The following is a 12,391-nucleotide window of genomic DNA, read 5'->3' on the forward strand; positions in this document are numbered from 1 at the left end:
GAGGCGCGGCCCGGCACGGAGGCGCGGCCCGGCACGGAGGCGTGCCCCGCGCCCGCCCCGCCGCGGGCGCCGCGCAGGTCACCACCCCACCCGACCCCACCAGTTCGACAGGACGTCACACCTCCATGCCCGCCACACCGGCAACCACCCCGGCGACCCACACCACGCCCACCGCACCCGCGGCCGCCCCGCCCGGGGCCGCGCGCGCCGCGGGGCGGCGCGCCAACCCCTGGCTGACGCTCCTCGCCGTCGCCTTCGGCCTCTTCATGGTCCAGCTCGACGGAGCCATCGTCGCCATCGCCAACCCGGAGATCGGCCGCGCCCTCCATGCCTCCACCGCGGACCTCCAGTGGGTCACCAACTCCTATCTGCTCGCCCTGGCGGCGAGCCTCATCCTCGGCGGCAAGCTCGGCGACCGCTACGGGCGGCGCACGTACTACATGGTCGGCATCGCCGGCTTCACCCTCGCCTCGGTCGCGATCGGCCTGGCCGGGTCGATCGAGGGCGTCGTCCTCTTCCGCGCGGTCCAGGGCCTGTTCGGCGGCCTCCTCATGCCCAACACGCTCGGCCTGCTGCGCGCGGTGTTCCCGCCCCGGCGGTTCGGCATGGCCGTCGGCATCTGGGCGATGGTCTCCGCCGTCTCCACGGCGCTCGGGCCCATCGTCGGCGGGCTGCTCGTCGAGCACGTCTCGTGGGAGTCCGTCTTCTTCATCAACGCGCCCATCGGCGTCCTCGCGCTGATCGTCGGCGCGGCCGTCCTGCCGCAGAGCAAGAGCCCGGCCGGTGCCCGACGCTTCGACGTCCCCGGCGTCGTCCTGCTCGCGCTGGGCCTGCTGTCGGCGGTGTTCGGCGTCGTCAAGGGCGAGACCTGGGGCTGGACCTCGGCCGGTACCCTCGGTGCCCTCGCCGCCGGCGTGCTGCTCCTCGTGCTGTTCGGCTGGTACGAGACGCGGATCGCGCACCCGCTGCTGCCGATGCGGCTGTTCCGCAGCCGCTCCCTGACGGTGGGTACGGTCGTCACCGCGCTCAACTTCTTCGTCCTGCTCGGCGCGATCTTCTTCGTGATGCTCTACCTGCAGAACGTGCGCGGGTTCTCGCCCGTCGAGGCCGGGACGCGCACCCTTCCGCTCAGCCTCGCCTCCCTCGTGGCCTCTCCGCTGGGGGCCGTGCTCACCGGACGCCTCGGTCCGCGGTTCACCATGCCGCTGGGCATGCTGCTCCAGGCGGCCGCCGCCTTCGCCATGATCGCCTGGGACACCTCCTCCTCGTACGCCGCCATGTGGCCGCCGTTCGTCGCCCTCGGCCTCGGCGTCGGCATGGTCCTGTCCGCCTCCTCCGACGCGATCGTCGGCCAGGCGCCCGTCGAGGACAGTGGCGTCGCCGGCGGGCTCCAGGCGACGGCCCTCCAGATCGGGGGCGCGCTCGGCACCTCCGTCCTCGTCTCGCTCATCAGCGGCCGGGTCGGTTCCGTCCTCGGCCGGGAACTGACCGGTGCGGGGGTGCCCCCGGCCCTCGCCGCGCGTCTGACGGAGGCGAAGGACGCCGTCGCCATGGGCGTCGCGCCGGTCTCGGGCGACATGCCGGCGGCGCTGCGGGCAGCGGTCGTCGAGGGCAGCGGCCAGGCGTTCATGAGCGGGCTGCACGTCGCGGCCGCCGTCACCGGTGTGCTGTGCGTCCTCGGCGCCGTCGTCGCGGCGGCCGGCCTCGCCCCGCGGGCCGCCGCCTTCCGGGGCTGATCCGGCCCGCCCTTCCGCCGCGGACCCGCCTTCCCCTGCACGGGCAGGGGAAGGCGGGTCCGCCTCAGCCCGGCCGCCCTGACCGTCCCGCCCGGCCCGGGTCGTGCGAGGGGCGGGCCGTCCGAGCGGTCGGACAGGTGCGTCACACCCCGTTCGCGGCCCGGACCGGCCGCGTTCCGGGCCGCGTCACCCGGCCGCCTCGGCACCGCCTCATGATCATGCGGACGCCCACCCGCCGAGATGAGGAGACCCCGTGACCCTCCGCCGTTCCGCCCTCACGGCCACCGTGCTGCTGTGCACGGCCGTGGCCGCCGCGGCCGTGCCCGCCGGCGCGAGCACCGCCGCGTCCGGCCTCCCCGCAGTCACCCCCAGGGCCGAGACGGCCACCCTGTACGACGACGAGCGGGGCGGCAACGCGGACGCCGACGACCCCGCGATCTGGCGCAACGCGGCCGCGCCCGACCGCAGTCTGGTCATCGCCACGGCCAAGGAGGGCGGACTGCGCGTCTACGACCTCGACGCCCGCCAGGTCCAGTCCCTCCCCGCGCCCCCGCCGGCCACGCCCGGCGGCGCCCCCGGCCGGTACAACAACGTCGACCTGGTCCTCGGCACGTCCCTCGCCGGCCGGAGGTCCGACCTCGCCGTGGTCAGCGACCGCGGCCACGACCGGCTGCGCGTCTACCGCGTCGACCGCGACGACCCGGCCGGCCCGCTCACCGACGTCACCGACCCCGGCGCCGCCCCGATCTTCTCCACCTCCCAGGACGAGATCGACGACCAGGACACCGCCTACGGCCTGGCCACCTGGACCGACCCCGCGACCCGGCGCTCGTACGCCCTCGCCAGCCGCAACAACCACACCACCGTGGCGCTGCTGGAACTCGTCGCCCGCCCCGGCGGCACCGTCGGCTACACCAAGGTCCGCACCCTCGACCTGCCCTCCGCCTTCCGCCTCCCCGACGGCGCCACCTGGCGCCCGTGCGGCGAACCCGGCGAACTGCCCCAGGTGGAGGGCATGGTGGTCGACCCCGCCGACGGCACGCTGTACGCCGCCCAGGAGGACGTCGGCATCTGGCGCCTGCGCGCCGACCTGACGGGCCGGCCCGTCCTCGTCGACCGGGTCCGCGAGTACGGCGTCCCCGCCGCGTACGACGAGGAGAGCGACGAGTGCCGGCCCACCGGCGCCGACCCGGGCCACGGCGGCAAGCACCTCTCGGCCGACGTGGAGGGCCTCACCCTGCTCACCGAGCCGGACGGTGACGGCTACGTCCTCGCCTCCAGCCAGGGCGACGACACCTTCGCCCTCTACGACCGGGAGGTGTCCGACGACAACGAGTACGAGGGCGGCTTCCGCGTCACCGCCTCGCGGACCGTCGACGGCTCCGAGGAGTGCGACGGCGCCGCCGTGCTGAACGCCCCGCTGGGTCGCAAGTACCCCCGTGGCCTGCTCGTCGTCCAGGACGGCCACGACACCCCGGCCGAGACCGACCGCGACGCCACCGGCTTCACCTTCGTCGACCTCGGGGACGTCCTCGACGCCGTGGAGGACTGACCCCCGCGGCCCCGGCTCACACCGGCCGCCCCGGTCGGGCCCCGGGCGGCGGGACGCTTGAGTACGCGTACTCATGCGTCCCGCCGCCCGGCCGACGACGCTTGACCCACCGTCGAGAGGAGCCGACCACCATGCACGCGACCACCCGGCGCACCGGGGGGACCGGCCGGGCGCGCGGCCGCGCCGCCGTCCGCGCCTGCCTGCCCGTGCTCGCCGCGGCGGCCCTGACACTGCCGTTCCTGGCCGGGTGCGCCTACCAGGAGCGGGTCTGCGGCTCGGACGAGTATCCGGTCAAGGCCGTCGGCAACACGACGGGCAGCGCCTGCGTCCCGGACGGCGAGCAGCCGCCCGAGGGGTACGTGCGCTACCCGGCCGGCCAGGTCCCCGAACACCTCGGGGACGAGTGGGACGTGTACTGGGACGACCGCGTCCTGGACGGCGACGGCCGCGTCGTCCCGGGCACCCGTGCCACGACCACCCCCTGACCTTCCGTCGGGCACCCCCGGGCCGCGGCGCGGGCGCCGCCGCTCGGCGACCCGCCCGCCGTCGACGGCCGCGTGAGAGGATCCGTTCGCCGCACGGGCGGCCACTCGGTGGAAGGTGACCATGTACGCGATATCCCTGGGCGACGACGGCGCGGAGCTGGGCCCGCTCGAACCTTGGCAGGCCGAGGAGTTCCTGGCCCACGTGGACCGCGGCCGGGAGTTCATCGGGCGCCACAACGGACTGCCCGACGTCGTCACCGACCTGGAGTCGAGCCGGGCGTTCCTCCAGGCGTACGCCGACAAGACGGCCGCCGACACCGGCCGCATCTGCGGGATCAGGGTGGACGGCCGACTGGTCGGAGCCGTCATCTTCCGCCGGCTGGACGTCCGGCAGGGCAGCGCCGAGGCGGGGTGCTGGCTGGAGCCCTCGGCGGTCGGCAGGGGACTGGTGACCCGCGCGGTCCGCGTGCTCGTCGACTGGGCCGTGGAGGAGCGCGGGATCCACCGCGTCGAGTGGGTGGTGTCGTCCGGCAACCTGCCCAGCATCGCCGTGGCCCGGCGGCTCGGCATGACGCGCGAGGCCGTACTGCGCGAGAGCCACCCGTACCGCGGCGTGCGGCACGACGAGGAGGTCTGGGCGGTGCTCGCCCCCGAGTGGCGCGCCGCCCGGCAGGCACCCTGACGGCCCGGCACACGCCCCGGCCACCGGGCCCGGCCGCACCGCGGCCCGCCCGCCCCCGGAGCACCACCCCGGCCCGGGCCGCCCGCTCCTGTTCCGGCCGGGGTGGGTGTGCCGCAGCTCACACGGTGTGGTGGGGTGGGGGCGATGAGTTCGGCGGGGCGGGGCGGTCTTCCCTGCCGTACACCCGTGGTGGAAGAGAAGGAGTGCGGCTCGTGCGCATCGTGATCAGCGAGTTCATCAGCCTGGACGGCGTCGTGCAGGGGCCCGGCGGACCCGAGGAGGACACCGACGGGGGCTTCGCCCACGGCGGCTGGACGCAGGCCTACTTTGACCCGGAGGTGGTGGGCGGCGCCTTCGACGAGGCGCTCGCCAAGGCCGACGCGCTGCTCTTCGGGCGGCGCACGTGGTGGGCCATGGCCGGCGCGTGGCCGGAGCGGGCCGGCGACCCGTTCGCCGACCGGATGAACGCCCTGCCGAAGTACGTCGTCTCCCGCACGCTGGCCGACGACGACCTGTCGTGGGAGAACACCACGCGCATCCCCGGCGACGAGGCCGTCGCGCGCATCCGCGACCTGCGCGCCGCCGGCGGCGGGGACCTGCTCGTCATGGGGAGCCCGACGCTCGTGCGCACGCTCATGAACGAGGGCCTCGTCGACGAGCTCCGACTGATGGTCATGCCGGTGGTCCTCGGCGGCGGGAAGTCCATCTTCCCCGCCGACGGCGTCAAGCACCCGCTGGAGCTGGTCTCGACCACCACCAGCGACGCCGGCGTGCACGTCTGCACCTACCGGCCGGCCGGCCGGGCGTAGCGCCCGTACCGCCGACGGGGACCCGGACCGGGACCCGCACGCCGGTGGGAGCGGCGCCGGCCGGTCCGGCGGTCCACCACCCGGCGTGCGCCGGCCTGCCGGTCCGGCGCCCCGTCACCGGGCCCGCGCGGGCGCCAGGAGCCCCGCCCGCTGCGCCCGCAGCACCGCGCCCAGGCGGTCGGCCGTGCCGAGCTTCCGGTACAGGTTCTCCAGGTGCTTGTGGACCGTGCGCACGGAGATGCCGAGCCGCCGCGCCATCGCCGCCGCGGGCAGCCCCTCCGACAGCATCCGCAGGACCGTCGCCTCCCGGCCCGTCAGCGGCGCGCACCCCGCCCCGCCCGCCGGGCCGGGCGGGGCGGGGTGCGGGCGCGGGTGCTCCGGTGGCGCGCACCGCTCCGCGGCCGCGGCCAGCAGCGGCCGTACCCGCGCGCAGTACAGCCGGTCGCGGGAGGTGAAGGGGCGCCCCTCGCGGTAGACGAGGAACGCGCGCCCACCGGCGCCCGGCAGGGGCACGTCCAGCACGTGGCACGCGCCGAACATCCCGCCCGGCGCCTCCTCGGGCGCACCGGGCCGCCGGGGACCTGCCGGTGCGGCCGCCCGCCGCACGACCACCCCCGGCCCGCCCACCGGCCCCCGCTCGTCCCGCAGCACCACCGCGCCCGCGTCGAGCGCCACCAGCAACTCCCGCGCCACCGCCCGCCAGAGGTGCTCCGGCGTGCGGGCCTCCAGGACGCCCACCGCGAGGTCGAGCACCCTCTCCCAGTCGCACGTGCGCAGAACCGTCATGCTTCCCCCGGTTGTCCATACGTACTTCTCCCCATGGCCGTCCCCGTGGCGGCGGCGCCATCGTAGGACCCAGCGGCTCCGCAAACGCGCGATGGCGAATTGACGTCATGCGTGTGCGGTGCCCGCGTGGAAACGACGAGGAAGAAGAGGACACACATGCGACGGATCTCCTCCACCCTCCGCACCCTCACCGCGGCGTGCCTGTTCGGCGCGGCCGCGGTGGGCGGCGCCCTGGCCACCGCGCCGATGGCGGCCGCCGCCCCCACCGGGGCCTTGGCCTGCGGCTGGGACCCGGACGCCGCCTCGGGCCGGGCCTACTACAACCACTGCACGAGCAGCGGGAGCTGGATCTGGATCCGCGTCGAGCGGCACGGCGCCGGCGGTTACGACAAGTGCGTCGGGCCGAACCGCACGTACCTGGGGAGCACCTCGGTGATCAAGTACGCCTGGTACAAGGGCGGCACCTGCTGACACCGTGCCGACCTGCGGTGACGCGCCCGGGAACCTCGGGCGCGTGGCCCCTCGGCCCCCGCACCGGCTGTCCCGGGCGGCATCGGCGAACGACCGGATGGCGCCGACGGAGGCCACCGACCCGCGGCAGGCGCGGCACGAGCGGCCGGGGCCGGCGCACACACGGCCGGAGCGCCGTCCGTCAGGACGGGCGGCGCTCCTCGAAGCTGGCGTGGTAGGACGCCGCCATGTCCTCGTCGGCGTGGCCCTGCGCCGCCGCGCGGCGGAACCGCTCGGCACCCGCCTCCGCCAGGTCCAGGCGCACCCCGCCGCGACGGGCGGCCCGGACGACGAGTTCGGCGTCCTTGGCGGCCGTCGCGACGGCGAAGCTCGGCGGCGTCAACCGGTCCTCCAGCACCAGGGCGGCCTTCGCGCGCAGGTAACCCATGTCGAGCGGGCCTCCCGCGACGGTGTCGAGGAAGTCCCGCGGGTCGACCCCGAGGGCCTGCGCGAGGGCGAGGACCTCACCCGTCGCGTGCGTGACGGCCAGCACCCAGCTGTTGGTGACCAGCTTGAGCCGGGTGGCGCTGCCGTCCGCCGCGTCCTCCCCGGTCCACACCGTGCGGGCCCCGACCGCGTCGAACACCGGCGCCACCGCCGCACGGGCCCCGACGGGACCGGCGGCGAGGACGACCAGCCTCCCCGCCTCCGCCGGCTCGCGGGTGCCGAGCACCGGGGCGTCGAAGAACACCAACCCGTGGACGTGCGCCAGTTCGGCCAGCTCGGCGACCGCCTCCGGGCCGGCGGTCGTCGACTGGACCCACGCGGCCCCCCGCGGCAGCCCGGGTGCCGCCTGCCGCATCACCTCCACCACGGCGTCCCCGTCGTGGAGCACGGTGAGCACCACATCGGCCCCCCGTACGGCCTCGTCGGGGGTGCCGGCGACGTACGCCCCGTCGGCGGCCAGCGGCTCCGCCTTGGCGCGGGTGCGGTTCCACACGCGGACCCGGTGCCCGGCGCGGGCGAGGTTGCGGGCCATCGCCGCACCCATGATCCCGGTACCGAGGACGCTCACGGTGACGGTCTCGCTCATGACGGCGGCCTTCCGTTCGTACGGCGCGGCGGTGGCGTGCGAGGGCGGGCGTGCCCCGCACGATCCTAGGTCCTGTCCGGAAAGTCCGCCTGGGCCGCGCCCCCGCCCTCCGGGCGGACGGCGCTGCTTCCCGGACAGGACCCGGAACCGGCCGCCCCCGCGCCCCGGTGAACCGCCCCACCGCGGCGCGGACAGGGCCGCCCGGCCCCCGCCGTCAGTAGGCGCCGTTCAGGCCCCACCACTCGCCGTTCAGCTCCTGGGCGCGGTGGAACGTTCCCGCGCCGGTGCCGCGGTAGCCGAGCAGCCAGCCGAGGTGGCCGCCCCGGTACGACTCGTCGGTCACGGTCACCAGGTCGTTCGTGGCGTCGCCGTCGTACGAGCCGACACCGACGAGATCGCGCATCGCGCCCCAGCCGCCGCCGAGCGCGGTGCGGGCCGCGAACGTACCGGTGCCGCGCCCCGGGTAGAGCCACAACCGGCCGGCGGTGTCGCGGGCCAGCAGGTCGGCGCGCCCGTCGCGGGTCAGGTCGCCCGTGCCCACCAGGCGGTTCATGGCGTTCCAGCCGGAGCCGTTGTTCTTGCGCGCCGCGAACGTGCCGTTGCCGCGCCCCGGGTAGAGCCACAGGACGCCGTTCTTGTCCCGGGCCAGCAGGTCGGCACGGCCGTCCCCGGACACGTCGCCCACCGCGCGCAGCTCCGCCATGGCGTTCCAGCCCGAGCCGACCGACGTACGCGCCGCGAACGTGCCGTTGCCGCGGCCCGGGTAGAGCCACAGGACGCCGGCCTTGTCCCGGGCGAGCAGGTCCTCCCGGCCGTCCCCGGACAGGTCGCCGTGCCGGGTGAGGGCCGTCATGGCGTTCCAGCCGGAGCCGACCAGCCGTCCGGAGCCGTCACCGGGCAGGAACCACAGGCGGCCGACCGCGTCCCGGACGAGCAGGTCGGACCGGCCGTCACCGTCGAGGTCGGAGAACCCGGCCGGCTTCCCCGGTGCCGGCGAGGAGTACCACTGCGGGTAGGCGCTCCGCGAGCACTCCCGCTCGGTCCTGACGAACTTGACGGAGCTGATCGCCCGGTCGAAACCGGTGCTCCAGGCGTAGGAGCCCTTCCCGCCCGGGGCCTCGGACCAGTAGAAGGCGTTCGCGCCGGCCAGCGAGTGGTTCGGCTCCGTGTAGAGGCAGACGAACGTCGAGCTGCGGTTGGTGTACGAGCGGATCCGGTTGTCCCAGGCGCCCAGCGTCGCCATGTTCGTCTTCGTCGAGAACATGGTGCCGTCACCGGACGTGCCCGTGAAGCCGCAGAAGTACCCGGTCGGACACCGGTCGGCGCCGGTCGCCGCCTGCGCCGGCCCGGCGGGCAGGGCGGTGGCGAGAAGACCGCCCGCGACGACGCCCGCCAGGGAGCCGGCGAGACGTCTGAAGGACTTGCGCATGTGTGGGTCTTCCTCCTCCGGCGCGCCCCGGCCGCCGGGGCGCGCGTGCACCGTGGACGACCGATGACACCCCCGAAGGGTTGCCCCCGGAGCCGGGGTTTCCTCAGGTGGAGAGCGCGCCGGGCCCCCGGCGCTGCCCTCCGGAGCGGCCGGCCCTCGGCGCCCGGCCCCGCACCCGCCCCGGCCGCCGCCGAGGTGGACCTCCACCTCGCGGCCCGCCCGCACCGCGCGTCGACGGGCCCCTCCTCGTCGCGGCCCCAAGGCCCTTGCCGTGTCGGGGACTTCCAGCGTCCCGGACGACTGTCAGAGCGCGCCCCTACGCTGACGCCATGACCGTGCACGTACCTTCCGCGGACGCCGTCCGCCCTTCCCCGGCCGAGGCGGTGCGGCGGCTGCTGCGGGCGGCCCGCGACGAGGCGACCCCCCAGGAGATGGAGGCCGCGTTCGCCTGGCTGACCGAAGCCCGTACGGCGGCGCGGCTCGCCCGCGACTGGCGGGCGCACGCCGACACCGTACGGGCCGAGTCGGTTCGCTGCCGGGAGGCCCTCCGCGCCCTCGGCGACGCCGACACGCCCCAGGACACCGTGCGGTACGGGCGGTACGCCGTCGAGGCGGTCCTCCGCGGCGAGCTGGACCGGCTGCTCGCCGGGAGCCGGGGGACCGCCGAGCGGTGCGAGGAGATCCGCGCGGCCGTCGTCGAGGACCCGGAGGACCCTGCGCGGACGCGGGGGAGGGGGACGCCCTCCGCGGTGGCGCTGCCCCTGGGGGACCTGCTCACGGGCCTGGCCGCCGCCCGGGACCACCTTCACCGCTGCCTGGCGGAGTACCGGGCGGCCATGGCGGAGCTCGACGCGGAGGAGCGGTCGCGCCGGCGGTATCTCGCCGGCGCCGGGAGCGTCTCCCTGGAGGAGATCCGCGCCCTGGGCCACCGCCGGTTCGAGGAGCTGGTCGCCTCCCTCCTGCGGCGGGACGGGTACGCCGTGGAACGCGGCCACGGCGGGAGCGGCGACCTGGGGGCGGACGTCATCGCCGCCGGGCCGGGCGGCGAGCGGATCGTGGTGCAGTGCAAGCTCCGGCGGGAGCCCGGCGCGCGCATCGGCTCCGCGACGTGCAGACGTTCAACGGGACGGCGTGGGCGGACCACGACGCCACCCACGCGGTGCTGGTGACGAACACGCGCTACACGGCACCGGCGCAGCGGGGCGCCGCGCGGTACGGGATCACCCTGCTCGACCGCGACGACCTCCGCCGGTGGGCGACGCTCGGCAACCCGCTCGTGCTGGACGAGGGACCCGCACGCGTGCCGGGAACCGCTTCCGGCGGGCCGGTGGGAAACGGGGTGACGGCGAAGAAGAAGATCAACGTATCGTGGGGCCGATTGTGACGGTTCTCCGACAAGGAGTGAATTCTTGAGAAAGTTGTCGGTTCGCGGTGTCGCCCTGGTGGCGGCGGCTGCGGCGGTACCCACCCTGCTGTTCGGCGTCCCGGCCGTGGCCGCCGGCGGCGAAGGCGCCGGGACGGTCCCCGCGCGTCCCGCGGCGACGGCCGCCGGGCACGACGCCGGGGAGGACGACGCGGCGGTGATCCGCCGCATGGTGGAGAACCCCTACACGGGCGTCGGCGTGCGCGAGGCGGCGCAGAAGGCGTTGGACGGCACGCCCGAGGACATGCGCCGGTTCCTGGAGACCGGCCAGTACCAGGCTCGGATCGCGGACGACCAGGTGCGGACCAGCCAGATCCACAGCCTGGGCGGGCCCGGAGTGAAGGCCGCCGCGGAGAAGGCCCTCAGGGGCGGACCGCGGGACGTCGTCGAATTCCTGGAGAGCGGTCAGTACGTGGCCCGGCTCGAGGACGACCAGGTACGGACCGCCCAGATACACAGCCTGGGCGGACCCGAGGTCAAGGCGGCCGCGCAGAAGGCGCTGAAGGAGGGAGGCGACGCGGTCGGGCGCTTCCTGGAGACCGGCCAGCACGCGGCCAGGATCAAGGACGACCGGGCGCGGGTCACCCAGATCGCCCAGGCAGGCGGCATCACCGTGAAGGCGGCCGCCCGCAAGGCGCTCGCGGGCACCCCGGACGACGTCCGGCACTTCCTGGACGTCGGCCACTACCAGGCGCACGCGAAGGACCGGGCGGCCGAGAAGGCCGCGCAGGCCAAGCGCCGCTGACCGATCGGCGGCGCTTGGCCCGGCGCCTGCCCCTACCGGACGGGGGCCGCCCCGGTGCCGTCGCGTGCGGCGCCGGGGCGGCCGCGCGTCAGCGGGTGGGGGTGCCAACGCGGAGGCGGTTGCCGTCCGGGTCGCGCAGTTCCACCTCGCGTGCCCAGGGCAGCTCGGCCACCGGCAGCCCGAAGTCGGCGGCGACCGTGTCGACGTCGTCCCGGCGCAGGTAGACGAGCGTGTCCGGGCGGGCGTCCCCGGCGTGCTCCGACAGGAACAGCCGCGCCCGGCCCCGCGCGACCTCGACGAAGGCGGGGAACCCCGGCTCGAAGCGGTGCTCCCACTGCCTGGTGAAGCCCAGCCGCTCGTACCAGCGCACCGCCGTGTCGGCATCCGCCACCCGCAGAATCGGGATCACCTCGTCGTCCATGGCCCCATCGTGGCAGAGCCCGCCGTCCACCGGACGCGCACGGCGGGCGTACCCCCGGTGCGAGGGGAGGCGACGTCAGGAGGGCTGCCGGTCCAGCTGGTCCGCGAAGGCGCGCAGGGCGTCCGCCAACTCCTTCTTGGTCGGGAGCTGGTCGACCTTCCGGTCCAGTTCGGTGAGGCGCCGCTCGATCTCCGCGAGGTTCGGCGGGGTGGAGGGGTGGGGACCGGGGCCGCTGGTGGGCGGTGGGGTGCCGGTCGGGGTCTCGGACGGGTTGGGCCACTCGCCGCCGTCCGACCCGCCCGACGACCCGCCTTCCGTCGACCCGCCTTCCGTCGACCCGCCTTCCGGCGATCCGCCTTCCGTCGATCCGCCTTCCGAGGACCCGCCGTCCGTCGATCCGCCGTCCGCCGATCCGCTCCCTCCGGTGATCCCGGCCGAGCCGCCCCCGTCCGCCCCGACGACGGAGCCGCCGCTTCCGGGGTCGACGGTGGGCTCGTCCGCCGGCGAGGTGGTGTACGCCGTGGCGGGTGGCCCCTCGGCCGAGCCGGCCGCGAGGGCGGCTCCGACGCTGAGGGCCACGAGGGCCGCCGCCCCCGCGACGGCGGCCGAGACCCGCTTGATCCGTATGCGGTGTGAGGCGGTAGGGGGCTGAGGGTTCTGTGTGTCTCCCATGGCGGGCAAGGTATCCGGCGCCGCCCACCGGACGGGTGGCTTCCGAGGGATCGGCGCCTCCCCGCGGGAGGCCGGGCGTCACCTGGTCGGCGCGACGCAGGAGGCGTT

14 protein-coding genes are annotated in these 12,391 nt (G+C 75.9%); 9 read left to right on the forward strand and 5 right to left on the reverse strand.

The features are described 5' to 3' along the window. Positions 1–125 precede the first annotated feature (125 nt). The 5 genes from LPA54_RS00425 (at position 126) to LPA54_RS00445 (ending at position 5,264) form a co-directional block, all read left to right on the forward strand. Positions 126–1,736, forward strand: coding sequence for an MFS transporter (locus tag LPA54_RS00425; RefSeq protein WP_228973011.1), 1,611 nt, complete (start codon positions 126–128; stop codon positions 1,734–1,736). A gap of 253 nt (positions 1,737–1,989) precedes the next feature. Beyond that, a complete protein-coding gene (locus LPA54_RS00430; RefSeq protein WP_228973012.1) occupies positions 1,990–3,288 on the forward strand; it encodes a phytase in 1,299 nt (432 codons plus the stop codon). A 131-nt stretch (positions 3,289–3,419) separates the two neighbouring features. After that, complete coding sequence (locus LPA54_RS00435) at positions 3,420–3,773, forward strand: SCO0607 family lipoprotein (RefSeq protein ID WP_228973013.1); 354 nt, start codon at positions 3,420–3,422, stop codon at positions 3,771–3,773. Between the two features lie 121 nt (positions 3,774–3,894). Beyond that, entirely contained in the window at positions 3,895–4,455 is a 561-nt protein-coding gene (locus LPA54_RS00440; RefSeq protein ID WP_228973014.1) for a GNAT family N-acetyltransferase, read from the forward strand. A gap of 212 nt (positions 4,456–4,667) precedes the next feature. Continuing rightward, the gene (locus tag LPA54_RS00445; protein WP_228973015.1) at positions 4,668–5,264 is read left to right on the forward strand and encodes a dihydrofolate reductase family protein; all 597 of its coding nucleotides are present in this window, start codon (positions 4,668–4,670) and stop codon (positions 5,262–5,264) included. A gap of 114 nt (positions 5,265–5,378) precedes the next feature. Here the strand turns inward: LPA54_RS00445 and LPA54_RS00450 are convergent, their stop codons facing one another. Then, positions 5,379–6,050: a helix-turn-helix domain-containing protein gene (locus LPA54_RS00450; RefSeq protein ID WP_228973016.1), complete on the reverse strand. Its 672-nt coding sequence runs from the start codon at positions 6,048–6,050 to the stop codon at positions 5,379–5,381. Positions 6,051–6,206: 156 nt separating this feature from the next. Between LPA54_RS00450 and LPA54_RS00455 the strand changes: the two genes are divergently transcribed. Beyond that, entirely contained in the window at positions 6,207–6,521 is a 315-nt protein-coding gene (locus LPA54_RS00455; RefSeq protein WP_228973017.1) for a DUF6355 family natural product biosynthesis protein, read from the forward strand. Between the two features lie 181 nt (positions 6,522–6,702). Here LPA54_RS00455 and LPA54_RS00460 read toward each other — a convergent pair whose 3' ends face one another. Both LPA54_RS00460 and LPA54_RS00465 read right to left on the reverse strand, forming a co-directional pair. Then, positions 6,703–7,593: an NAD(P)-dependent oxidoreductase gene (locus tag LPA54_RS00460; protein WP_228973018.1), complete on the reverse strand. Its 891-nt coding sequence runs from the start codon at positions 7,591–7,593 to the stop codon at positions 6,703–6,705. A gap of 214 nt (positions 7,594–7,807) precedes the next feature. Further along, the gene (locus LPA54_RS00465) at positions 7,808–9,022 is read right to left on the reverse strand and encodes an FG-GAP-like repeat-containing protein (RefSeq protein WP_228973019.1); all 1,215 of its coding nucleotides are present in this window, start codon (positions 9,020–9,022) and stop codon (positions 7,808–7,810) included. 329 nt (positions 9,023–9,351) lie between these two features. Between LPA54_RS00465 and LPA54_RS42800 the strand changes: the two genes are divergently transcribed. From LPA54_RS42800 to LPA54_RS00475, 3 genes are read left to right on the forward strand one after another with little or no spacing between them, the layout of a single operon-like run. Next, on the forward strand, positions 9,352–10,191 hold the full coding sequence (locus tag LPA54_RS42800; protein WP_308112781.1) for a restriction endonuclease: 840 nt from the start codon (positions 9,352–9,354) through the stop codon (positions 10,189–10,191). Then, on the forward strand, positions 10,131–10,406 hold the full coding sequence (locus LPA54_RS42150) for a restriction endonuclease (protein ID WP_308112782.1): 276 nt from the start codon (positions 10,131–10,133) through the stop codon (positions 10,404–10,406). Before LPA54_RS42800 ends, LPA54_RS42150 begins: the two co-directional genes overlap by 61 nt. A gap of 25 nt (positions 10,407–10,431) precedes the next feature. Continuing rightward, complete coding sequence (locus LPA54_RS00475) at positions 10,432–11,190, forward strand: ALF repeat-containing protein (protein WP_228973020.1); 759 nt, start codon at positions 10,432–10,434, stop codon at positions 11,188–11,190. Positions 11,191–11,278: 88 nt separating this feature from the next. On the opposite strand, the gene LPA54_RS00480 is transcribed toward LPA54_RS00475, so the two are convergent. Continuing rightward, entirely contained in the window at positions 11,279–11,611 is a 333-nt protein-coding gene (locus LPA54_RS00480; RefSeq protein ID WP_228973021.1) for a glyoxalase superfamily protein, read from the reverse strand. Between the two features lie 75 nt (positions 11,612–11,686). Further along, the gene (locus tag LPA54_RS00485) at positions 11,687–12,283 is read right to left on the reverse strand and encodes a DUF2730 domain-containing protein (RefSeq protein ID WP_228973022.1); all 597 of its coding nucleotides are present in this window, start codon (positions 12,281–12,283) and stop codon (positions 11,687–11,689) included. Positions 12,284–12,391: the final 108 nt, after the last annotated feature.

This window comes from Streptomyces sp. DH12 (assembly GCF_020873895.1).
GTDB lineage: Bacteria > Actinomycetota > Actinomycetes > Streptomycetales > Streptomycetaceae > Streptomyces.

What these genes read in the sequence shown, in the direction of transcription:
- LPA54_RS00460 (WP_228973018.1), bottom strand. Translation starts at nt 7,593, where the DNA reads ATGAGCGAGACCGTCACCGTGAGCGTCCTCGGTACCGGGATCATGGGT.
- LPA54_RS00435 (WP_228973013.1), top strand. Translation starts at nt 3,420, where the DNA reads ATGCACGCGACCACCCGGCGCACCGGGGGGACCGGCCGGGCGCGCGGC.
- LPA54_RS42800 (WP_308112781.1), top strand. Translation starts at nt 9,352, where the DNA reads ATGACCGTGCACGTACCTTCCGCGGACGCCGTCCGCCCTTCCCCGGCC.
- LPA54_RS00425 (WP_228973011.1), top strand. Translation starts at nt 126, where the DNA reads ATGCCCGCCACACCGGCAACCACCCCGGCGACCCACACCACGCCCACC.
- LPA54_RS00440 (WP_228973014.1), top strand. Translation starts at nt 3,895, where the DNA reads ATGTACGCGATATCCCTGGGCGACGACGGCGCGGAGCTGGGCCCGCTC.
- LPA54_RS00465 (WP_228973019.1), bottom strand. Translation starts at nt 9,022, where the DNA reads ATGCGCAAGTCCTTCAGACGTCTCGCCGGCTCCCTGGCGGGCGTCGTC.
- LPA54_RS00480 (WP_228973021.1), bottom strand. Translation starts at nt 11,611, where the DNA reads ATGGACGACGAGGTGATCCCGATTCTGCGGGTGGCGGATGCCGACACG.
- LPA54_RS00485 (WP_228973022.1), bottom strand. Translation starts at nt 12,283, where the DNA reads ATGGGAGACACACAGAACCCTCAGCCCCCTACCGCCTCACACCGCATA.
- LPA54_RS00450 (WP_228973016.1), bottom strand. Translation starts at nt 6,050, where the DNA reads ATGACGGTTCTGCGCACGTGCGACTGGGAGAGGGTGCTCGACCTCGCG.
- LPA54_RS00455 (WP_228973017.1), top strand. Translation starts at nt 6,207, where the DNA reads ATGCGACGGATCTCCTCCACCCTCCGCACCCTCACCGCGGCGTGCCTG.